Raw genomic sequence first — 23285 nt, forward strand, 5'->3', positions numbered from 1 at the left:
CACAAACGAGTATAAGAAACTTAGCTTTGGTTGCTTGCAAGCAGGGAAAATCAGTGAAAGGAGCGATCAGATTGCTCCCCAGCCACAACATCCAAATAAATTAAGTATGCTTTGTTTTTCCATGAAGGAACGCCGTAATTCTAATACTTAGCACATCCGGAATTACTTTAGCAGAATAAGCAAGAATCTTATTCATGAGCCCGGGAATAATAAATAATTTATTTTTTTCAAAACCTCGATAAGCCACTTTGGCGACTTGCTCAGTAGACTGTACCCCAATAAGACCTCGAGCTAAAAAGCTATTTTCCATTCCAGCTTTTTTAAAAAAATCGGACTGAGTAGGACCTGGACAAAGAATTGAAATCGTAACTCCCGTTCCTTTTAATTCATACGCCAGTGCTCGTGAAAAAGAGACAACATAACTTTTGGAGGCGTAATACACTGCCATAAAAGGGCCGGGTTGAAAAGCCGCAGTAGAGGCGACCTGAAGTATCTGACCTCGACCTTTATGGATAAATTTTTTGACAAAATAATAAGTTAATGCAGTTAATGTCGCCATATTGAGTTGCACCAACTCATTTAAATAGTCCACATCCATAGAGGCGAAATCACCTAAGTAACCAATACCCGCATTATTAACTAAACAATCAATTTCTAGATTAAGAGCCTCAATTTGCTTAACTAAATCAGACGCAGATGTGCATCCGCTTAGATCCAATGGAATGAGATTTACTTCGACTGGATGCTTTTCTTTGATTTGAAAAGCAAGCTCCTCCAGCAAACTCTGATTGCGCGCGGTTAAAATCAAATCATGACCTTGACTTGCAAACTCAAATGCTAAAGCTCGGCCAATTCCTCTTGAGGCACCAGTGATGAGAGTAATCATTTTAAAAGTGGATTAAATCACCTTGTCTATATTATAGATGATTGCTGAGCAACATAAGAAAGCATGTGCGAATCACTTGCTCGTCACCTAAACTTAAAAGACTTGAGATCTTTTTCTTCAACATCGTCCAAAAAGATAGCCGGTTGGATACCAATAGTGTCATCGGGAGTATTAATGATCGTACCTATCTCCGTTTGATTTGCATTTTTCTCAACCTTAATAAAAAGTGTCCCTGGTCGGGCCACTGGATTATGCTTTTCAGCACCATCAGCGATAATCAGTTGAACATCTAAAGGCATATTGGTTTCATTAACAAAATTAGATAAAGCGCTTTGCACGCTGTCATAACAAATTTCAATACCCAACTTCATTCCAGAAAAATCCTTAACCAGAGCGTCTTCCATTCCTGATTTGAAAAAATTTCGCCGCAAGTCCATGTAATTTAAAAACCCTTCATCAACATAATCAAAATCATAATGTGTATGGGGATATCTTTTTTTGTATTTTTCTACATGACCACGATGAAAGAAATAAGCCGTGTTGCGATAATAATTTTTTGAATCATGCTTCGCTTTTTTATACCAACAAAATGTTCCTGGAACAATTAACATGTCGGTATCCATGGACAACTCTTGTAATCTTTTTTTGAATAGATTCTTTTGGGCTTGAGAATAATATTTTTGATAACAGAGTTCAGATTGATCTTTAAATAGATATTCAGGTGCTACAAATATTGCTGGTGGCATCGGTATTTTAGGCGGCTTTGCTTGTTTTTCTTCTTTTTTTAGGGCTTTAAAATTTATAAACCATGGTAACCTTGATTTTTTGCTTTTATCAGGAGGATTATTAATTTCAGTTTCATGGCCAACTTTTTCTTGCATGGCTTTTTTAGCAAGAATGATGCGCTTTTCTAAAATATTTAAACGTTCCTCAAAAGAAGAAGCAAAAAAATGTTCATCAGGTTGGAACACAAAAACTTTAAAATTCGCAAACTCACTCGAGAAAGCGCTGCTTTGCTTCCCTGTATTTTTAAGCGTGCCGGTCAAATGTTGAGGACGCATATATGAACCTTTAACGATAGAATATTGATTGTACTTAAACGCATTTTTAGTTTAAAGTTAATCCAAATCGAGTAAATTATAACAAATCAATCACCTTTTAATCAATTCATCTAAGTAAGCCTGGTTGCAATCAACCGAATTTTTTACATATCACTGAAAAATCTGTCCAGATCTGCCTACACCCTACAGGCGTGTCTGCGGCTTCGCTAAGACACTAAATCCCGGCAATCTTCCTAAACACATTCTTTCAAATTCACCTTAAGATTCGGATAACCACTGAGCCCTACGTGCTGCGACTTGTTCGCAGCATCCAAGAAAGAGTTAGCGCCTCAATCCCTGGCTCCTGCAGACAAGCTGCGGGACGTGGGTTAAGTAAAACTCAAAGTGAATTGGAAGACGCATCCCTTTGATGACAGGTCAATAGTCCTATATAATCCTAGTTACATCATTATGTTGGGTAAAGGATACCAATGTTTCAATCAGCTTTAATATTTGCACTAATGACTTTTAGCCTCATCGTCCAAGCAGCCCTCCCTGCTGATCCTATTCAGCGCTGTTTAGATGTTAGAAGGCTCGTGGACTTTACCACAAGACAGAAAATGGCCGCCAAAGAGCCCGGAGTGTTACGCTTCAAATTTCATAAAATTTCAGCATCCGAGCTACCGTTGGATAACCCCGTGGGCAATATGGATGAAGTGATTAAAGCATTAAATAATCAGATTGAAAACTGTAAGAAACACCGTGGGGAATTTCAGTCAATGACTATCGCCGGTCATACATATAAGCGCCAAGAATGGTGCCATAATATCAACGAAAAATTGCTCGCTCTTGCAAAATCTGCCCGTGGCGATTTTCAAAAATATTTAGCGAGCATCAAAACTGAATTCGACTGGTATAAAAGCGATGGCTGGCCCGAAAATCATTCAGGATTTAAAAAGGGAGAGTTTCAATTTACTGCCTATTATGCACCCGCCCCTGTTGAGGCTCGCACCAAACGTGGCGGCGCATTTTTATATCCGATGTATAGTAATCCAGGTGTGGTCAATGTAGCTTCGGAATGCAAAAAATATAATTTGAAAGCGCCTCTTTGCGGAGTTGACCCCCTCACCAAAACGGTGCGTGGATTTTGTCTGAAAAATGCAAATGGCACATACTCAGTAGTGCCCGACCGAGAAGAGATTGAGCACGGGGCTTTAAATCCAAAATATATAATTGGCTACGTTAAAGACCCCAATGACCCTGCTTTTTTAATGCTCGAAGGCTCTGGTTCATTAATTCTTGATGGCAAATTACTGCACATCAATTACGATGGCGCTAACGGCAGACCACGCACTATGTTAGGTCGCGTAGTCCAATGTGCACAAGACCCAACCTGTGGCGGTAACCTGGATACAATGGAACGGTGTGCTAAAGATCCCAAGTGTCATGATGAAGCCAAATTACGTTGTAATGTATCCAAAGAAATTAGATTAAGCGCTGCATCTGAAAAGTTCATTCGCCAATATTTAGATAACCCGCTAAACCGCGATAAAGCTGCCGACTTGCGCAATCGCGATCAAAGCTATGTATTCTTTACTAAAGAAGTTGGCGGACCTTATGGTTCAGAAAATATTTCTCTAACGCCCCATGCTTCATGTGCAACAGATCACAAGGTAATCCCGGTCGGAATGAGTTTTATCTACAATTGCAAAAAATCGACTTCTTGGTGCATAGCCCAAGATACCGGTGGCGCTATTATGGGAGCTCATGTGGACGTCTATAAGGGAGAAGGAGACCAAGCTGGCGTAGAAGCAAATGAGCTAAATCACCCTGGCTCATTATATATAGCCCTACCTAAACGTGGATAAATCTCAAACAACTGCTCTAAACACATAGCCTGGTTGCCCGCAACCAGGTTTCAAGCTATGCTGCATAATAATTTAAGCCTTGAATGTATCTTGGAAATAACCATTTCTTAAATCCTCTTCAAAATCAGCTGGCCATATGGATGCGTACCCCGTATTGTACGTTTTTGTTATATCAGTGGCTTTGCATCTAATGCTAACTTTGCCAATTATAAGATAAGGATTTTGTGTGTAATCCGTTTCATCTTGCTCAACCAAGTCGAAATCATTCTCATCATACCCATGCCGGGAAAGAATATCTTTATAATCATCAAATAAATCAGCTTCCATAATCTTAACTCCTCAAATTAAAATTATAGTACGTAACATCTGATTGCCTGCAACAAGGTAATCCTTGGGTTAAACCATTAAGAACTAATATTAACAATAGTGTACGATGAACGAATAATTCAATCCCTGAATTAATCATGCTCCAAGCATTAGATAAATATTATGCGGCTAAGTAGTGGAAAATACTATAATTTATTTATGCACTAGCCTGGTTGCTTGAACCCCGGTCATCTCCTCCAACGTTACCAAAGAAACGGTATAAGCCGAGTTGTGACTTTTTTTTGATATTCCGTATACCCGGGTAAATCATGGGCGAGTATTTTTTCCTCATTTAGAATACGAGCAACTAAAATGGATAAGAAGACAGGCGCCAAAAGCAGTGTCCACCATGAACCGAGTGCAAGCGGTGTACCGATAAAAAGAAAGATGGCGCCCAAATACATCGGGTGACGAACAAATCCGTATAGACCTGTGGTAATTACTTTTTGACCCTCCTCAACACGAATATTGGCGGCAGCATAGGTGTTCACTTTTGAAACAAGATAGAACACGTAGAATGAAAACACTATAAACAGATCACCAAGGATCGAAACGTACCACGGCACGAATGACCAACCATAACGGACATCGAGGGGCGGCAGAATGATAAGCACAAGGCACATGATATAGAGAAAAAAGATAATGATTTTCTGAGTAGGTTCCTTTTCATACGATATCCCGACTTCAGTACGCCGCTTGAGAAGCGCAGGATCATGTATTGCAAGATATATGCTGTAGGTAGCGGATGCACTAATAATTACCACTAGATAAACCCAGCCTTGCCAATAGTTCAGAGTACCTGCGGGAATAAAAAGAAGCGCCAGTATCACAAGCGTCCCTAAAGTTGAAGATCGAATCATCTGTCTATGGAGAGCGTTCATATCTACTTCTTTTTTGCAGAAGTTATCTTTAAATTATAGAACTTTAGCTTATCTTACACTCAAAAACACCTAATGTAGCTACTTGTGAATCCGTTTTTTCTTTAGCATCCACTGATTTTTTTTGTTCCAATAGAGACGAATCTTTAAACAATACTTCCAGTACTGAAATCGATGTAAATTCAGCCGAAACTTCAGCATGCCCCTTTTTCATTCCGCGTACTGAACTGTCTAGATTCTGAGGATTAGGTATTCGATTTTTTTGAAGAATACTCATAAACAAACGTTCTCCCTCCAAACGATCAGAAGCATTTAATATAACTTTGCAATAAACTCGATTTTCATCACTAGCCCATTCAAATCCAGTTTTTTTCTTTAGTACATCGATTATCGCTGCTCTATCTTTTCCACTAATAGCCATATTATCACCAATAAAATCATATATTAATCAGGTGATTCGATTGTAATTCAATCGTTACAACCTCTAAATAGAGTTTAAGTCGAGTTGATTCATTAACAATGTTACCAGGCCCGTAGTCTGTTTGCTTGCAACCTGGATTTCAAAATCCCAATTAATAAATTCCTTTACCAATTCGCGTTTTACTGGATTAATGAATAATAAGGAACTGATTTTGATATGTCCGGTTGCAAGCAACTAGGTACGACCGATTCTCTCTTGAAATTTTTTGGAGATTTTATGTTCATTCGACTGTTAGTCATAGCAATTTTAGAGTTCTTGTCTTGCACATTAGCATTTGCTGTTGTAGAAACGCTTTCTATTCCAGGGAAAATAAATCAGGTCATTTACATCACTTTGGACGGAGTTCGTTGGCAAGATATTTATCAAAATCACCAACATTTACCAAAATTTTGGCAAAAACATGCGAGCAAGATTATTTTTTATGGAGACCCTTCAAGCAACACGCCGATGTATACTGCTTCCGTACCAATCAGTCTTCCTTCGTATCAAAGTCAAATGGCAGGAGCAGTACAACCCTGTGCAGATAATAAATGTGGGAGGATTAAAGTTGAAACATTGCCCGAAGCCATTATTCGGCAATTGCATCTATCTAAAAAGGATGTGGCAATTTTTTCCTCTTGGCCTGAGATTGGCTATGCTGTGGAGCACGTTGCAGGGACAACATTCAGTAATAATGGAAATGAATTAGTTACGGATCCTGAAAGTTTAAAGCCGGATCAGGTAATGAACGAGTTGAATCAAAAACAAGTCCATGACCACCCTAAAGGCAAAGATCGTTATGATCGATACACCTTTGCACAAGCATGGCATTATTTTGTTACCTATAAACCTCGCTTCTTATGGATCTCATTAAATGACGCCGATGAAGCAGCCCATGCAGATAATCTAAAGTCCTATCATCAGGCATTGTCCTATTATGATGACGTACTCGATGAAGTTTTGAGCTATTTACACATTAAGGGAATAGACAAACACACCCTGGTCATTGTCACAACGGATCACGGTCGTGGGGATGGGAACAATTGGATAAATCATGGACCAGAGTATCCAGAATCTAAGAAAATATGGGCCTTTGTGATGAACGGACGATTGGTTCCCATTACCCCGAATGAAGAGAGTAAACCATATAGTTTATTGTCTATTCGCCCAACTATTGAAAAGGCTTTAGGCTTGGATAATCAATAGGTAAAAAAGAAAAAAGTAACTCATAATGTATTTATATTCATTTGAATAATAAGCTATATTTATATTACATATATCAAAAGGAACTGATATGGAACCAACAAATATTGATACGCTTCATCCTGATACCAAAATTATGCAACGCCATAGAGGATGGTTTTTAGGTTTTGGAGTTTTACTCTTAATCTTTGGTATTATTGGTTTAGGAATGGACATCTTCTTAACCATAGTCAGCATGTATTTTTTCGCCGCCTTACTCCTGATTTCAGGATTATCGCACTTTGCTGATGCGTTTAAACATAAAGAATGGAAAGGTACAGTTTGGCAAATTCTCGTTGCCATACTTTACATCATTGGCGCCCTTATCGTGTTATATGATCCCTTATTAGCATCAACCATCATTACTGCGTTACTGGCGTGGACGCTTATTGTTATTGGTATTGTTCGCATTAGCATGTCCATATCCTTACGAAATACAATGGGTTGGGGATGGATCTTACTTGCGGGAATATGCTCCTTAATACTAGGGATTATGATTCTTGCGCACTGGCCAATGAGTGGATTATGGGTCATCGGATTGTTTATTGCGATTGATATGATCATCAGTGGTTGGACTTACATCTTAATCGCAATTTCTTTACGCAACAAGGCTTAGCCTGATTGCCATTATAGGTAGGTTGGGTTGGACCCAACCTACCTAAAGATACAACATCCAAGCTACAGAAATAGAAATACACGTTCTTTTATTTCTGCTATTTTTTTTAAGTTATAATAAATTTTCAAGGAACGAATAATTATGAAACTACTACCCATCGTCGCTGCTCTTTTGACAACTTCCTCACTGAGCTTTGCTGCATCTATTTCTTCCATGAGTAAAACGGAGGTAACTGAAGCCATAACGGATAAAACGATCACCACAATATCAGCCGCTACACTCAACGATAAAGTACTCGCCAATAGTTTTACCGGCTACTATGGTAAAGACGGTAAGATGATGGGCGGATTTGCGAAGCAAACTGAGGGTGCTCCACAAAACGATAAAGGAACTTGGCTCGTAAAGGATGATGGCAGCGTTTGTATGACTTGGGAGCACTGGTTTAATGGAAAGGAAGAGTGTGTTTATTTTTATAAGCTTAATAACGGATTACTCGTTGTAGGAGCAAACCAAGATTTTGAAAGTGTTATCTTATCCTCTGATATCAAATCAGGTAATCAAACTACAACCTCTCCTCAAAACAAATAAATAATTTTATTCTCTGATTGCAGCTTTAATAGCAATCAGAGAATAAATTAACCATTCCCATATGTTTTCTGCCAAAATTTTGTGGGTAGATTTTATGAATTTGGCTCAATTATCTATCCGGACACATATTGATTCTGTCACCACAATTTCTTGATAAGATCTAAGAAATAATGTAAAACGGCGCACCAGATGAAATAAGAAGGAAAAAAATGTCCTATAAAAAATTTTCTATTGGGTATCTGACCGGTTCACAAAAAGCGACCCAGAATCATCTATTATCAGATACGCTTGTTCCACAGACTCCATATACCTGGGGACAAATGTTTTTTAAACCATATGAGTCGACTACAGAATATCTTTACTGTGCTCGTCATACATTCATGCCTGCTGCCTTCCTCGGTTGGATTATTTTTGATCCGATGCGAGCAGTCGAAATACCTTTGATTGTGTTAGGTATGGTTGCAATATTATATGGAGTAGAGACAGCAGGTAAAGGAATAGGGTCGAACGCCATATCCTCATGGGCCTTTGAGGCAACAAACACTATAGTTGAATATTTTTGCCAGGCATTAATCGATCTCCTCTTACTCCCTGTATCTGCTACAGCGATGTTAACACGGGTTGCATCGACCGCTTTAAAAGAAAGAGGTCTTTATGATTTTGATGCTCCCACAGTTGAACCCGTAGCGAATACGATGTAACCAGTTAGTACTATTAATTCTGGGTTATACCGCAAAAGAGCAACTATAAAATTTAAGAACGTTGCTCCTTTACTTTTTCGTAGGGGGCTGTCCTAGCTCACATCTGCACTGACACCCCGGTTTCTTTAGGATAGCTCTTCTAACCGATGAAATGGTTTTGTCATATCCTCATTATAAAAATAGACTATATACAATTAAAAATAAGACTTGCGCCGCAGTGACGGTTAGTCCGTTTTGTATCATTGCTTTGACATTTTCGCTGCCAGCAAATCCCATTGCAGCAAACATATTGGCACCAGGATAAGCATAATTAGTAACCCGGGTTGCGAAAATCATACATAAAGCGAATGCGATCATGGGCAATTGCATCTGAAGCACACTTGGATAAAAAAGCTGATGCAACATTTTAATAGTTGCTTCCGCCGCACCAGGCATGCCAAATGCACCGGTGAAACCAATTAGCATGGATAATATGGGTTTGCCGCCTAAATTTATTAAGGGGGTTAATAGTTCTGTTAAGGCACTAAATCCACCTGCTTGATGAATTAAAACCATAAAAGGATCAAATAAAATAAACAAAAAGAAGAGATGCAGACTTTTTTGCATTCCCTTAACTAACAATTTAAAAATTTGCTTTAAACTTAATTTACTCGCCAATCCCGTACTAAGCGCCAGAAATAACATGACAAAAATAACATAGGTGGTTTTTGCCTGAGCAAATAATCCATAGATTACACACGCGATAAAGGACATCAAAAAGAACAATGTAGTGCGCTTTTGTTGTTTACTTGGCACAAATGGCTCTGAGGTGTCCTCATCATCGCATGACTCATGCGCATACTTTCGTTGTAAGCGGTTCGCCATAACCCACGTAGTGATTAAAGTAACAAGGGCCACTGGAAGCGATGCATAGAGTAGCACCGTCACATAATTTAGTCCTGTAACGCCCAGTAACGCTACGACTGGAGGTGCAAAAGGCCCAAGAATTAAAGCTTCTTCAGCTGAAGCCTGCATTAACACAGCCAAACTGGGGCGCGATAATCCCACAGAACCTGCAATAGGGCGTAAACTGGGTGCTAAAATTGCCAATCCTCCAGCCAAGGTGCCTAGCAAACCTACAATAATAAAAGAGGAAAGTACAATGCCAATTTTAGCGCGGCGTTGTGTATTAATCCCAATCCCATAAACAATTTGGTGCACCAACGTATGACTGACCTGAGTATGGGTTAAGACCTCGCCTAAACCATGGCCTAACATGATAATAAAACCCACTAAAGCCATGAAGGAGCCTAGAGCACTCGCCATAGAATTTCCAATGTCAATTGGACTGCTTAGATTCCACAAATAGCCTAATCCCACACAAATTGCAGTCGCTATTAAGGCATCAACATTGCGAAATAACATTACCGCATAAAGAACAATAATGCCTAAACTAGCCAGCTGAATGTAAAATGACATTAATGGATCACTCCAATCTGATTTAATCCTTGGATAATACCTTCAATCCCCAAACCAGGTTTGTCTGACAAAATAATCTTATTACCAAGACGCTGCGCCCCGCCAAGAACATAATTGTCACGAATCAAAAAAATAGGATCAAGGTCTGCATAGACGATATCCGGCTTACTTAAAGCAAAACTGGCTATCGCAGCAATTCCAATGGGTGACTCCAGCATACAGCCGACCATGATTTTCATTTGTGCTGTTTTAGCAATATTATAAATCGCTTGCGCATTCTCAAGGCCGGCTGATTTCATTAACTTAATATTGACCCCATCACAAGCATCAATTTTTGCAATATTCAGAGTATCTTCAGGAGAAAAACACGCCTCATCAGCAATGATAAGACACTCAACCTGTTCACTAATCGCCTTTAAGTGCAGGAGATCTTGAGCACGAATAGGTTGTTCGACCAAAGGAATATTCAAATGTTGTTGTTTCAATGAATCAATAACCGTTAAAGCCTCTTCATAAGACCATCCCTGATTGGCATCGACAAGTAAGGTAATAGAACTACCTACCGCTTGACGAATCGCCTGGACGCGTTTGATGTCATCAATTGGATTTAATCCTAATTTAATTTTTATCGTTTGATGCCCTTGATTGACGAGCTCAAGGGCATCCTGAACCATAGCATCAATCTCTTTAACGCTTATAGTAATGCACGAGCTAATGTTGTTCGTATTACCACCTAGCAATTTATAAAGAGGTAAACCACAGCGTTGGGCAAATAAATCATGCAATGCGATATCTATGGCTGCTTTTGCAGAAGTATTCCCTGCTAGGGATTGATTATTCATTTGGAGTAATAAATTCAATTCAGCAATACTTCGTCCAATTAACTGGGGGCCAAGAATAGTTTTAATTGCAGTGATAATCGACTCTGTACTGTCCCCAGTAATTGCTGGAGTTGACGCGGCGGAACCATACCCCCAATTGCCACTATCCGTTTTTATCATGACCACTACATCCTCAACGGATTCGGTACGTCGTACGGCAGTTATAAATGGGCGAATTAATGGAATGGTTAATTGCGCAATATGAATCTCCGTAATCTTCATCTAACCACCTTTTTTAAAGTTTATTGCATCTAAAAAACATTCTCTTTTCACGTTAGAAGAATATTTTTTAATGAGATGAGCGCATTATTGTGGACTACACAAACTTCGTTGCTTCATTAATTGAAAAGAATCTTACATGTCAACATCCGTTAACTCCCCTTTAATCAATCTAACTTGCCCGTGTATTTTTAGCAATTGTTGTTCTTTAAATTGAAAATAGGCAATTACTTCAGCTTCAATAGCCAAATCATTCAGATTGATTCCTTTAGGATAATACAAAGCAAAGACTTCATTGCCTACTTCAACAATGTGCTTATATTCAATGTGGGTTATTTGCATGTTCTGCTTTTGTTCTATGACATGGACAATATAATCATCATGGTTCATTATTACCCCATTTATACATTGCTCATATTTTGGATGAAAATAGTGTTTTACTGTGGAAGCCACATCCAAATTTGGATCATAAACAGCCTCCCAAATACGTTTTAATAGAGCAGTATAAGACATAAGGAATACTTTGATTTAATAACTTAACAGTGAGTAATAATTTTATTATTGTGACATCATAACTTAATTATGTGTTTTGAGGACAACATAATTTTTAAGGTAAATAGCTATTGCTTTTCATACATCTGCTGGTTACTTTACTGATCTATTTTTTCTATTTTTCATCTTTAATTCAGGAGACAACATGCAACAACCCACTGTATTTAAGATGGGCTTTCTTTTTTTAATGACCGGTTTCTGCTTTCTTAAAGCACACGCTGTTCCTGTCGTGCAAGTTCCTGACAGAATGCGTATTCCTGAGTGCAAAGATATTCGTATTCCTAGCGTTGAAAACATACAAATTAGTAATGAAGGAACTCTTTATCGTTTCAAATTTGCGCTCCCAACCTGTGGGCATGCGTCGTATCAAAATCACTATCCTACAGCCTATATCGTTCAAGAACTTGTCGAAGATTTTTATAAAAGCGGCACGGTGAAACTCACCGTAACTCAAGACCCTCCCTCTCAGCCTCTAGCCAAAGACACGTTTCTTCTTGAAGTAGAACAATCACTTTTTGGCAACCGCTTTGCTTTTAGAGAAGAAGTACAGCTCGTTTATGAACGTAACTACATTCATATGGTCAACCAATCGCACATCATACCCGGCAGTGTGAGCAAAGCGCTAGAACCCTACCAATTCTTACGCGATATCCAATGGAAGAATGATTGCGAACAAGAATCAGCAGGCTGGTGCTACACCTGGGATGGATATTTTTCAATGACTTGGGAGTGGGATGGCCACCAAAATGTAGAGAAGATGAAGAACTATGTAATCCAAAACATTTTGCCCCAAGCTTTTGCAGAAAGTTACATTCGATACGAAAAATACATCTATAAAATAGCCAATCCTACCCAATAATTTGAAATAAATTACGCCACATATAAATAACGAAACCAATGCACGAATACTGTCCTGGTTGCAAGCAACCAGGGTAGAAAAAAAAGAAATACGTCAATCCCGAATGCAGAGCCGCCAATTTACCTTTAAGTTGTACGTGACTTATAACAATACCCACGTCCCGCGGTTTGTCCGCGGGATCCAGGGAGTGAGGCACTAAGCCTTGTTTTCCTGGATACTGCGAACAAGTCGCAGCAGTAGGGCTCAGTGGCGTCAAGGAAAACTTAAGGTGAATTGGAAGATGCCGTGAGGAATCTCCAGAAGATGACTTGGTCCCGAATACCTCGTAAAGCCTATCTTTAATAGCAAGCAATCAGACTTCCAATTAGAAAATCACAATAATTTGAACTAAAATTAATCAGATATGCTAAATGATAATAGTGACCATCTCTGGAAACGTGCCAGGATGATTTTTATACTTTGTTCACGTTCATTAAGACACGGAAGGAGGAGCGAAAATGAAAATATTGATGGTATTAACCTCCCATGATCAACTGGGCAATACGGGACATAAAACAGGTTTTTGGCTTGAAGAATGGGCGGCGCCCTATTATGTATTTCTCGATGCAGGGATCGAAGTGACATTAGCCTCACCTAAGGGTGGACAGCCTCCAATCGATCCGAAAAGTGATTTGCCAGAAAATCAAACTCCTGCAATGGAGCGATTCAAAAAGGATGACAGGGCGAAAAAGGCACTTTCCCAAACAGTCAAACTTGGGGACATAAAAGCGGAGGATTTTGACACCATATTTTATGCAGGTGGTCATGGTCCATTGTGGGATCTTGCCGAAAGCTCCGTTTCAATCAAGTTGCTGGAATCCTTTTACAATTCCGGAAAACCAATTGCTTTGGTATGCCATGCACCAGGCGTGTTACGTCACGTGACCTACAAAGGCGCACCTATTGTGAAGGGCAAACGTGTGACTGGTTTTTCTAATAGTGAAGAGGATGCCGTGAAACTTACCGAAGTGGTACCATTTCTCGTTGAGGATGAGTTGAAACGATTGGGAGGACGTTATGAAAAAGTTCCCAATTGGCAGAGTTTTGCCATCACCGATGGCCGCCTCATCACAGGACAAAATCCAGCCTCGTCCACTGCTGCAGCTCAAGCACTTCTGAAGCTCATCTCGCATAACAAGAAAGCAGCATAGATCTAAACCTCTATTTTTCCAAAACTCTATGGGGACTGCCTGGCTCTCATGCCAGGCTTGTACCTTTAATTTTAGAGAACATTTACACCTCCACGCTTGCATATATATTTAACATTTTAATTGAAAAATATTCGTCATAAAAATAAAATAAGCATCCGACAGATATGGGTAGTTACCTGTATTTTCTACAGTTTTAAAATACAAGAGGCTCTATGCAAAGTCATATTGAAATTACAAAATTAAATCGTGGTGAGTTATTAAACCTGGCACTTAGTAAGCTCATCGCGTATAAAAATGAAAACCCTGACGCAGTGAATGAACAATATAACTTTAGCCATCTACCTTATGAGTTAGAAGATTTAGCTGATCTTGTCTTTTTAAGAAAATATAGACCTCTGAACGGCTTGTTTCCATCTTCCCATTATATTTGTCACGTAAATAAGATGATAACCTGTGTAGAACAAAGACTCGCTCAATTTAAAATGGGTAAAGCCATGGTTGATCCAGTTATTGATCGCTTGGGAGAAGAGTTAAAATTATCGAAGAACGATGTAACTACATTGAAAAAACTAGCGTATGTACCCCTCGATGACATGCCTTATGCTGAAGGTTTATCCTATACAGCCTTGGACATCCTTAAAGAAAAAAAATTGCTTGAATGTGATTTGGCTCAATCTAATATAGCAATAAAATTAATCGAAAATGCATTGAAACTTTCCATAAATGATGAGTCAGCCGGCCTGCCTAAACGTCCTGCATTTCTGTTGGCAGAAATGTATGCAAATGCAAGAAAAGAGGTCATAGGTATCGTTAAATTTAATCCAGAAAAAGCGTTGTTTTATTTAAAAGAGGCATGTGAGCATGGCTCAGCAACTGCAAAAAAATTACTGTCAGAAAAAAACCCAGTGATGGCTTTATTAAAAGAAAATGGCATGGATATTAATGAATTAAGCGCGTTATGCCAATTAAGTATGTTTGCCCAACAAGAAACTCAACCAAAAATTATACCTTTAGAAACAACCAACACCATTAGCCTTCAATAAAGACTGTGCCAACTTAACCTGGTTGCTTGCAACCAGGCTACAATCCCAAACTATACATTAGATAGATGCTGCCAAAATCCTTCGTGCACCTTAACAGCCTCTTCTTCAAAATAAGGACCATTCGATCTTATTGTCCTTTTTCCTTGTTTAAAAATTACATCACTAGGAATCGCAAAGCCCCCATCTGCAAGCTTTTCTAATGTTTGTGCAGAACACCCGAAAACAACATGAGATATTCCTGCCCAATAAATCGCTCCAGAACACATGGCACAAGGCTCAGTGCTAGTATAAAGGATGGTCTGTTTTAAAATATCCTCAGAAAATTGTTTAGAGGCTTGTCTGATTAATTCCATTTCGGCATGCGCCGTCACATCGTGCGATGTTTTAACTAAATTTTCTGCTGTTAAAATAACCTTTCCTCGATACACGAGTAACGCACCGAAGGGATGATTACCTTTTTGACGAGCCGAATAAGCCAGTTGAAATGTTTTATCCAAGAATGGCTTATGTTCTGCAGAGAGCTCTGTCGCAAATCCTTGCAAAGACAATGCAGATAAAAATATAACCTTAAGGCATAAGTTTAATAAAAAAAAATCGTGTTTGAATGTATACATAATGATTGCTCCGTATTGAATAAACAATTAAGAAGCCATCACCAAAAACCTAAAGACATGTTCGATCAGGATGACTTAGAGAGTACCGAACATTAACGATTTTCTTAATCCAAATTAAATCAAAATACTTGGCTGATGACAACGTAGTGGGGACCTGATTACTCACTACCAGTATTAATGATGTCCAATCCGTAACAACCGAAGCAACTGATTTGCTAACCGAAACTATTTAATCTAGATTATAAATAAGGGAAATAATAACTAATACCAGGGGAACAACTTATTGTATGTATTCCCAATTCAAGGACAAGACCTATGTCGCTATTAATCAATTACATGAAGACTTTACGTTTTCTTTTAAGACGGAATGACTTGAACGCTTTTGTCAAAGAGCACGATCAGCTGTTCTCTCTTGCGAAACAGACTCATAATCATGCAGTCGTTGCCTCCCATTACTATGACCTCATGGCGGAAGTAATTGAGATTGCTTACGGCACCAGTTGGGTTTTTTATCCGCCCGAGCATGAGGGGCAATCGCGCGAAGAGACCATTTCGAACTTACATAAACAAATCAATTCAGTCCTCGGCCTGTTACCCGGGAATACCGCGCTTGACATGGGCTGTGGTCTTGGTGGCGCAGCACGTGATATTGCCCGTCTTTCTCAGGGGAAAGTATTCGGTGTCACCTTGTCACAAGCAGAAGTAGAGCGGGCGAATGCCTTAAACCGTGAACAAAAGCTGGATCACCTGTGCGAAGTCACGCAGGGGGACTATACACAAAATTTGCCGTTCCCTAATGAATTCCTGGACTCAGCTTACAGTATTTACTCACTTAAATACATTTCAAAAAACCTGCTTCCACAAGTATTTGGAAACGTCCATCGTGTACTGAAAGCTAATGCACGATATGTAGTCTATGACGCGATTTTGACCTCTAAATATGATGCGAACAATCCGCAGCATCGCGCACTTGTTGAGCGAATTGAGTTTGTGACGGGCATGCCACCGCTGCACACGAGCGAAGATCTGATCGATGCAGCTCGCAGCGTGGGTCTAAGCTTAGTGTCTGAAACAGAAATTTCAAAAGATCTTGGGTGGAGCTATTTTTTTACCGAAAACAAGCTTCTAGCTGGCGCACTTCGTTCTCGGACCGTGGGGAGCGCAATTTTAGGTCTTGAAATGATTCGCCTCTTTCCTAAAGGATTCTCGGCATTTTACAGCACGTTTATTGCAGGAACCGTTAATGCCCTGGTCGATGCGGACCGCCTAGGGATTGTGTCGTTCTCGCGATTATTTGTCTTTACTAAGGCCGACTCCTGATGTTTTTTAAAAAAGGAGTCACCTCGCAAGATCGTTACACTATTATGAATGACACTTAAAAATACTGGATAGGAACCACTAAACTATGAAAGTATTAGTCACCGGAGCGAGTGGACACATTGGAAATAACCTCATAACCGAGCTTATTAAAAAACAATATGATGTCCGAATACTTGTACGAAATGAACTCCCCAAATACCTCACCCATTCCAGTCTTGAGGTATGCAGAGGAGATATTTTAGATCGTGAGGTTTTGTATACTGCGACTCAAGATGTTGATACAGTGTTTCATTTAGCGGCGAAAATTGCCATTACAAATCGCGAAGCCGAGGAGGTTCATAAAACAAACGTCCAAGGAACCCAAAATGTGGTGAATGCCTGCCTTAGAAATCAAGTAAAAAAGCTCGTTCATTTTAGTTCCATTCATGCACTCCAATGTTCTAAAAACCCTGATACTCCTCCAATTTTAAATGAAAATTCCCCGCTTGCTTTAGAGTCCGTGAACAGTTACGACCAATCTAAAGCTCAGGCTGAAAAAATCGTGTTTGCTAGTTGTGAACAAGGATTAAATGCAGTGGTGGTTAATCCCACCGGGGTAATTGGTCCCAATGACCATAAATTATCACTCATGGGAACTGCAATAATTAAAATATACAAAGGATACACACCCTTTTTGGTGCGTGGAGGATTTAATTTTGTTGATGTTCGTGATGTGGTTCAAGGTGCAATAATTGCTGCTGAAAAAGGTAAATCTGGAGAGCGCTACATCTTAGGTGGCCATGACATTAACATGCATCATTTGGTCCAATTGATATCCCTTGTCAAACAAAAAAAAATGACTCGTTTGTTTCTTCCCTCAAACATACTTTATTATTTGGTACCGCTTATGGAAGCTTTTTCTAAAATTACCAATACAGAACCGCTTTTTACCAAGTACGCCATTGAAACTTTGATGTATCCACCCACGGTGGATTGTACGAAGGCGGAAAAAGAATTAGGGTACAAAAGAACCGAAATCCAAACAACAGTCCATGATACTCTTCATTGGTTTTCACAGAATGGCAAAATAAAATTATGACTCAAAACAATCTCACTTTATTTCTTTATTTCTGGAGTGCTTTAGCTGTTATCGTATTTTTCTCGCTTTTTTTTAAACGAGCACCTTATGGACGTTATGACCAAGAGAGTAGCTCTCTTAAAATTCCTGCACGTGTTTCTTGGTGTTTGATGGAATTGCCATCGGTGATCGCATTTTTAGTTATTTTCTTAATGGCAAAACCCTCTATTTATACCTGGGTATTTTTTTGCATGTGGCAATTACATTATGTCTATCGTTCCTTGATCTATCCGTTTCGCTTGAACAATGCAAAACGGGTGCCCATTGTTATCACGATATCCGCCACGTTTTTTACGACGGTCAATGGTTTTGTAAATGCCTATTGGCTCACTCATTTTCAAGAAATTACTTCTGCAACCTTGCAATCCCCCCATTTTATTATTGGCTTAATACTGTTTGTTTCAGGATTTGTAATCAATCAAAATTCAGACAACATTTTGTTTGCAATGAATAAAAATAAAAGAACCGGCTCCTACCAGATACCCTACGGTGGAATGTATCGTTTTTTGAGCAGCCCAAATTACTTTGGTGAAATTCTTGAATGGATTGGTTGGGGAGTAGCGACTTGGTCACTTGCTGGCTTTTCTTTTACCCTGTGGACCATAGCCAATTTAGCCCCGCGGGCAATCGCACATCATCGGTGGTATCAGTCCCATTTTTCTAATTATCCTAAGGATAGAAAAGCACTCATTCCGTTTCTTTTTTGAAAAACAACGCCCTGATTGCTCGCAACTGAATCATTTATACATCGCCGCCCCCAGCCCTGCTTCGATGTCCCGGCTTGTCCGCGGGCTCCAGAAAAGCTGATCTGAAAAACTGGAGCCCGCGGACAAAGGGTAAGCAAACAAGCTTCTCAAGAGAACTTATATTACACTTTCGTTATAAGGTCTTGAGTCCTTCCTCCATGATAGAGAGTCCAATTTCCAAATCTTTTACATCAGTAGAAAGTGGCATGAGAAGACGAATTACATTTCCGTATCCTCCGCAGCTAAGAATGACCAACCCATGTTCTAAACAAAATCGTGTTAATCTGTCGGCCGCCTCTTTATTTGGCACCTTTGTGCTTTTATCTTTCACTAGTTCAATCGCCTGCATAGCACCCAAACCACGAACATCACCGACTATTGTATATTTTTCTTTAAACCCAGAAAGCCTAGAATGAAGTACTTTTGAAAGATTAGCGACATTTTGCAAAAGCCTCCCCTCCTCAAAGATTTTGAATACTTCAAGAGCCGCCGCACAACTTAGTGGATTTCCTCCAAAGGTTCCGCCTAACCCACCGACCATTGCAGCATCCATCATTTCAGCTTTTCCGGTTACGGCAGCGATCACTGTTCCACCACCAAGTCCTTTTGCTGATACAGTAATGTCAGGATCCACCCCCATTGTCTTCATCGCAAATAGATTTCCAGTACGGCCAAAACCGGATTGAATTTCATCTGCAATAAAAACAATGTTGTTCGCCGTACAAAACTCACGAAGTTTTTGCAAAAATGGAGCTGGAAATTGTATGAATCCCCCCTCACCTAATATGGGTTCTAAAATCACCGCAGCAGTATTCTCAACACCCACACGAAAATTAACAAGTTCTGAAAAATCATTGAAACATTCTTCGACACAATTTTTTCCCTGCCAACGATACTCATACGGAATGGAAGCACGATGAATTTCTGAAAGAAATGGGCCAAATCCATGCTTGTAGGGTTTGTTCTTTGCAGTAAGTGCCATAGCCATGTAAGTACGACCGTGGTAGGCATGATCAAAACAAATCACTGCTTGCTTTCCGGTATAGGCACGAGCAACTTTAATTGCATTTTCTACCGCCTCGGCTCCTGAGTTCAACAGGATTGATTTTTTTTCAAAGTGCCCAGGAGTGTGATGATTCAATTTTTCACATACGTTAATATAGCCTTCATAAGGAAGGATATTAAAACTTGTATGCATGAATTTTTCAGCTTGAGCCTTGATTGCATTGACCACCGCATCGGGACAATGTCCTGTATTCACTACGCCAATTCCGGATGAAAAATCCAAAAATACATTTCCATCTACATCTTCTACAAACGAACCTTTTGCTTTTTTCACAAAGATGGGAGTAGCGTGAAATGGACCTTGCGCAACATGCTTATGACGTTGCTCCATCAATATTTTTGACTTTGGTCCTGGTATTTGTGTTTTAATATTAATTTGATTCATTAGTACCACCCGATTGGTGCATCATCTAGGTTAATATTCACTTGCTTAATTTCAAGATAGCTTTCGATTCCATACAAACCCAACTCGCGGCCCGATCCACTTTGTTTGTATCCCCCCCAAGGCATTTCATTATGAGTTGGATGGTAATGGTTTACCCAAAGAATTCCGGCACGAATTTGAGGGGTCACTCGATGTGCACGAGTAAGGTCCTTAGTCCACACCGCGGCTGCTAAACCATAGTCGGTATCGTTTGCAATTTGAATGGCTTCTTCTTCAGTATCAAAAGGGATAACTGCGAGTACGGGACCAAAAATTTCTTCTCGAGCAATGCGCATGCTAGGTTTTACTTCATCAAAAATGGTTGGCTCAATAAAATTTCCTTTTTCAAATGCTTCACCTGCAGGGCGCTTCCCACCACAAATCAATCTCGCACCTTCATCAATCCCTATCTTGATGTATTGCTCTACTTTTTCACGGTGCGCACTTGAAACCAGTGGCCCCATTTTTACGCCAGCATCTAAACCATGACCAAGCTTGATATTGGGAATTTTTTTCAACATCCCTTCCACAATTTTTTTGTGAATAGAACGCTCCACGATTAAGCGAGAACCAGAAGAACATACCTCACCTTGATTTGCAAATGCACCAAAAAGAGCCCCATCAATCGCCATCTCCAGATCGCAGTCTGCAAATACAATATTTGGATTTTTCCCACCAAGCTCTAATGATATTCGCTTCAAATTCCCAGTAGCCGCTTGCATTATTTTTTTGCCGGTAACTGTTCCACCAGTGAATGCCACTTTATCTACCATTGAATTAGTTGATAATTCTTCACCTACTCCCACACCCGGGCCAGTAATCACATTCACTACACCAGCTGGAAATCCACATTGATCAATCAGTTTGCATAACTCAAGCGCTGTTAATGGTGTCAGCTCCGAAGGTTTTAAGATTACGGTATTTCCTGCTGCAAGTGCTGGAGCAAGTTTCCAAGCGGCCATAAGTAGTGGGAAATTCCAGGGAATAATTTGACCGCATACCCCTATAGGCTCACGTACCACATAACTAAAGGAGTTCGCTGGAACCGCCATCGTTTCCCCATGAATTTTAGTAGTGAGCCCAGCATAAAATTCAAAACAATTGGCTGCATCAGTCACATCATATTCTGCTTCTGCCAATGGTTTTCCACAATTTCGTGTTTCCAGCTCGGCTAACATTTTTGCATTAGCACGAATTAAATCTGCAACTTTGAATAAAAGTTTACTTCGATCAAGTGCTGATGTTTTTCTCCAATCACCTTTATCGAACGCTTTCCTTGCAGCCTTGATCGCAATCAGAACATCTTCCTTGGTACTTTCTGGAACTTTTGCAATCAACTCACCATTGCCGGGATCAATAATATCGCGAGTGGCTCCGCTCTGGGCTGAAGTAAATTTTCCATCAATATACATTTCGTAACTTTTCATTTATGGGAGTCCCTTTTGATTGAATGTAATAAGTTCATTATATCTTCGACTTCACACTCTGATTATTTTCAACCAACGATCGAATTTAGTTAAAATTTGAAATCAGATTATTTTTGTGAGCTATACTAAAAATATACTGGGGTAGTTAAATTTATACCTCTATTTCAAATAATTACAAATAGGTCATTCTATTTGAGGGAAGCTTTATGGATCAATCAACGGCTCAAATAGTGTTTAAAAATAAAATTCTAATTCTTGGATTCGGCAGTATTGGCCAAGCAATATTACCTCTTTTATTCAAATGTCTTAAATTAGATCCGTCGCAAATTTACATCTTATCAAAACATAATCTTGGTGCGAATGTGGCAAACAACTATGGTGTCTCATTCAATGAAATTGCAGTTGAAGAACGTAATTACCAAGAGCTTTTGTCCTCTATTCTTACACCTGGTGATTTTTTGTTAAATTTATCCGTGGGAGTATCCACTATTGATTTAATAAAATATTGCCAATTAAATAAAATATTATATTTAGATGCCGCCGCTGAGTCTTGGGAAAAAAGGAATAGCGATACGAATCAACTACTTTCTAATTATGCTTTACGTGATGCTACGTTACAACATAAAAAGCAGGGTCCCACCGCAGTTTTAACCCATGGAGCGAATCCAGGGTTGGTATCCCACTTTCTTAAACAAGCATTATGGAATGTGGCAAAAGATAATAAGTGGGATGGCGATCTACCAAAAAAACCTGTGGAATGGGCTCAATTGGCTCATGAGCTTGATATAAAAACGATACATATTTCTGAACATGATTCTCAAATTTCCTCTCAAACTAAAAAACCAGATGAATTTATAAATACCTGGTCAGTCGATGCTTTGATTTCTGAAGCCCTTCGACCTGCTGAACTGGGATGGGGAAGTCATGAACGTCATTGGCCTCATGATGCAAATCATCACGACTTTGGCTCGAATTGTGGGATATATCTCAGTCAACCCGGAGCTGAGACTCAAGTCCGAACTTGGACCCCTAACTCTGGTCCTATTAATGGCTTTTTAATTACTCACGCTGAATCATTATCTATTGCAGAATATTTAACTTTAAAAAAAGATAATAAGGTGTATTACAGACCAACAGTTCATTACGCGTATCATCCCTGCCCAGATGCTATTTTATCTTTAAAAGAACTTGTGCAAAGAAAATACATCCCTCAAAAAGAAAAACGGATTATTTTAAACGAAATTGTTGATGGCACTGATGAACTCGGGGTGTTATTAATGGGAAATAAAAAGGGAGCTTATTGGTATGGCTCTCATCTATCCATACATGAGGCTAGAAAATTAGTTAACCATAATAATGCCACAAGCTTACAAGTTGCAGCTGGAGTTTTATCGGGTTTGATTTGGGCCATTCAAAATCCAGAACGTGGAATTATAGAACCTGAAGATATGGACCATGAGTATATTTTGAGTTTAGCCCTCCCTTATCTGGGGAAAGTCGGTGGTTATTATACAGATTGGACTCCGCTACAAGACAGGGACAATTCAAATAATCAAGATACGGATCAAAGTGATCCTTGGCAGTTTATTAATATTCGAATTAACAATTAATTCCTTACCTTCTTTGATGGATGAATTCTCGCGCGGGATACCCCATCCATCGTGATGTTTGTTTTATAATCTACATGATACAATTGGGCGCATTTTATCAAAACACGGAGCACAG

General features: G+C 39.4%; 23 protein-coding genes. 12 read left to right on the plus strand and 11 right to left on the minus strand.

The window, feature by feature from the left end:
• Window positions 1-100: 100 nt before the first annotated feature.
• Entirely contained in the window at window positions 101-886 is a 786-nt protein-coding gene (locus ACWTEW_RS14095; protein WP_454782283.1) for an SDR family NAD(P)-dependent oxidoreductase, read from the minus strand.
• Window positions 887-969: 83 nt separating this feature from the next.
• Complete coding sequence (locus ACWTEW_RS14100) at window positions 970-1947, minus strand: hypothetical protein (RefSeq protein ID WP_454782284.1); 978 nt, start codon at window positions 1945-1947, stop codon at window positions 970-972.
• 470 nt (window positions 1948-2417) lie between these two features.
• Here ACWTEW_RS14100 and ACWTEW_RS14105 point away from each other — a divergent pair, with 470 nt between their 5' ends.
• Window positions 2418-3794 carry an MltA domain-containing protein gene (locus ACWTEW_RS14105; protein ID WP_454782285.1) on the plus strand — a complete coding sequence of 459 codons (1377 nt, stop codon included), beginning with the start codon at window positions 2418-2420 and terminating at the stop codon, window positions 3792-3794.
• Between the two features lie 72 nt (window positions 3795-3866).
• On the opposite strand, the gene ACWTEW_RS14110 is transcribed toward ACWTEW_RS14105, so the two are convergent.
• The 3 genes from ACWTEW_RS14110 to ACWTEW_RS14120 form a co-directional block, all read right to left on the minus strand.
• Window positions 3867-4121 (minus strand): hypothetical protein, encoded by a 255-nt coding sequence (locus ACWTEW_RS14110; protein WP_454782286.1) that lies wholly within the window; start codon window positions 4119-4121, stop codon window positions 3867-3869.
• Between the two features lie 242 nt (window positions 4122-4363).
• A complete protein-coding gene (locus ACWTEW_RS14115) occupies window positions 4364-5041 on the minus strand; it encodes a methyltransferase family protein (RefSeq protein ID WP_454782287.1) in 678 nt (225 codons plus the stop codon).
• Between the two features lie 43 nt (window positions 5042-5084).
• Entirely contained in the window at window positions 5085-5459 is a 375-nt protein-coding gene (locus ACWTEW_RS14120; RefSeq protein WP_454782288.1) for a hypothetical protein, read from the minus strand.
• Window positions 5460-5735: 276 nt separating this feature from the next.
• On the opposite strand from ACWTEW_RS14120, the gene ACWTEW_RS14125 reads away from it, so the two are divergent.
• The 4 genes from ACWTEW_RS14125 (at window position 5736) to ACWTEW_RS14140 (ending at window position 8645) form a co-directional block, all read left to right on the plus strand.
• Entirely contained in the window at window positions 5736-6704 is a 969-nt protein-coding gene (locus ACWTEW_RS14125) for an alkaline phosphatase family protein (RefSeq protein ID WP_454782289.1), read from the plus strand.
• An 88-nt stretch (window positions 6705-6792) separates the two neighbouring features.
• Complete coding sequence (locus tag ACWTEW_RS14130; RefSeq protein ID WP_454782290.1) at window positions 6793-7356, plus strand: HdeD family acid-resistance protein; 564 nt, start codon at window positions 6793-6795, stop codon at window positions 7354-7356.
• A 141-nt stretch (window positions 7357-7497) separates the two neighbouring features.
• Complete coding sequence (locus ACWTEW_RS14135) at window positions 7498-7944, plus strand: hypothetical protein (protein ID WP_454782291.1); 447 nt, start codon at window positions 7498-7500, stop codon at window positions 7942-7944.
• 209 nt (window positions 7945-8153) lie between these two features.
• Complete coding sequence (locus ACWTEW_RS14140; protein WP_454782292.1) at window positions 8154-8645, plus strand: hypothetical protein; 492 nt, start codon at window positions 8154-8156, stop codon at window positions 8643-8645.
• A gap of 171 nt (window positions 8646-8816) precedes the next feature.
• Here the strand turns inward: ACWTEW_RS14140 and ACWTEW_RS14145 are convergent, their stop codons facing one another.
• The 3 genes from ACWTEW_RS14145 to ACWTEW_RS14155 form a co-directional block, all read right to left on the minus strand.
• Complete coding sequence (locus ACWTEW_RS14145) at window positions 8817-10103, minus strand: TRAP transporter large permease subunit (RefSeq protein ID WP_454782293.1); 1287 nt, start codon at window positions 10101-10103, stop codon at window positions 8817-8819.
• On the minus strand, window positions 10103-11206 hold the full coding sequence (locus ACWTEW_RS14150; RefSeq protein WP_454782294.1) for a dipeptide epimerase: 1104 nt from the start codon (window positions 11204-11206) through the stop codon (window positions 10103-10105). The genes ACWTEW_RS14145 and ACWTEW_RS14150 overlap by 1 nt, the downstream gene beginning before the upstream one ends.
• A gap of 132 nt (window positions 11207-11338) precedes the next feature.
• Window positions 11339-11716, minus strand: a complete 378-nt coding sequence (locus ACWTEW_RS14155) for a hypothetical protein (protein ID WP_454782295.1) — start codon at window positions 11714-11716, stop codon at window positions 11339-11341.
• 184 nt (window positions 11717-11900) lie between these two features.
• Here ACWTEW_RS14155 and ACWTEW_RS14160 point away from each other — a divergent pair, with 184 nt between their 5' ends.
• From ACWTEW_RS14160 to ACWTEW_RS14170, 3 genes are all read left to right on the plus strand, one after another.
• Window positions 11901-12614 carry a hypothetical protein gene (locus ACWTEW_RS14160; RefSeq protein WP_454782296.1) on the plus strand — a complete coding sequence of 238 codons (714 nt, stop codon included), beginning with the start codon at window positions 11901-11903 and terminating at the stop codon, window positions 12612-12614.
• A 497-nt stretch (window positions 12615-13111) separates the two neighbouring features.
• Window positions 13112-13804 carry a type 1 glutamine amidotransferase domain-containing protein gene (locus ACWTEW_RS14165; protein WP_454782297.1) on the plus strand — a complete coding sequence of 231 codons (693 nt, stop codon included), beginning with the start codon at window positions 13112-13114 and terminating at the stop codon, window positions 13802-13804.
• A gap of 212 nt (window positions 13805-14016) precedes the next feature.
• Window positions 14017-14847 carry an SEL1-like repeat protein gene (locus ACWTEW_RS14170; RefSeq protein ID WP_454782298.1) on the plus strand — a complete coding sequence of 277 codons (831 nt, stop codon included), beginning with the start codon at window positions 14017-14019 and terminating at the stop codon, window positions 14845-14847.
• A 50-nt stretch (window positions 14848-14897) separates the two neighbouring features.
• On the opposite strand, the gene ACWTEW_RS14175 is transcribed toward ACWTEW_RS14170, so the two are convergent.
• On the minus strand, window positions 14898-15461 hold the full coding sequence (locus ACWTEW_RS14175) for a nucleoside deaminase (RefSeq protein ID WP_454782299.1): 564 nt from the start codon (window positions 15459-15461) through the stop codon (window positions 14898-14900).
• 315 nt (window positions 15462-15776) lie between these two features.
• On the opposite strand from ACWTEW_RS14175, the gene ACWTEW_RS14180 reads away from it, so the two are divergent.
• The 3 genes from ACWTEW_RS14180 (at window position 15777) to ACWTEW_RS14190 (ending at window position 18605) form a co-directional block, all read left to right on the plus strand.
• Window positions 15777-16781, plus strand: a complete 1005-nt coding sequence (locus ACWTEW_RS14180) for an SAM-dependent methyltransferase (protein ID WP_454782300.1) — start codon at window positions 15777-15779, stop codon at window positions 16779-16781.
• Between the two features lie 85 nt (window positions 16782-16866).
• Window positions 16867-17859, plus strand: a complete 993-nt coding sequence (locus ACWTEW_RS14185; protein ID WP_454782301.1) for an NAD-dependent epimerase/dehydratase family protein — start codon at window positions 16867-16869, stop codon at window positions 17857-17859.
• Entirely contained in the window at window positions 17856-18605 is a 750-nt protein-coding gene (locus ACWTEW_RS14190; RefSeq protein ID WP_454782302.1) for a DUF1295 domain-containing protein, read from the plus strand. The genes ACWTEW_RS14185 and ACWTEW_RS14190 overlap by 4 nt, the downstream gene beginning before the upstream one ends.
• Before the next feature lie 172 nt (window positions 18606-18777).
• Here the strand turns inward: ACWTEW_RS14190 and ACWTEW_RS14195 are convergent, their stop codons facing one another.
• Both ACWTEW_RS14195 and ACWTEW_RS14200 read right to left on the minus strand, forming a co-directional pair.
• Window positions 18778-20094 (minus strand): aspartate aminotransferase family protein, encoded by a 1317-nt coding sequence (locus ACWTEW_RS14195; protein ID WP_454782303.1) that lies wholly within the window; start codon window positions 20092-20094, stop codon window positions 18778-18780.
• The gene (locus tag ACWTEW_RS14200) at window positions 20094-21560 is read right to left on the minus strand and encodes an aldehyde dehydrogenase family protein (protein ID WP_454782304.1); all 1467 of its coding nucleotides are present in this window, start codon (window positions 21558-21560) and stop codon (window positions 20094-20096) included. Before ACWTEW_RS14200 ends, ACWTEW_RS14195 begins: the two co-directional genes overlap by 1 nt.
• A gap of 206 nt (window positions 21561-21766) precedes the next feature.
• On the opposite strand from ACWTEW_RS14200, the gene ACWTEW_RS14205 reads away from it, so the two are divergent.
• Window positions 21767-23170 carry a saccharopine dehydrogenase C-terminal domain-containing protein gene (locus tag ACWTEW_RS14205; protein ID WP_454782305.1) on the plus strand — a complete coding sequence of 468 codons (1404 nt, stop codon included), beginning with the start codon at window positions 21767-21769 and terminating at the stop codon, window positions 23168-23170.
• The last annotated feature ends 115 nt before the right edge of the window (window positions 23171-23285 follow it).

Source organism: Legionella stuttgartensis, from assembly GCF_977063405.2.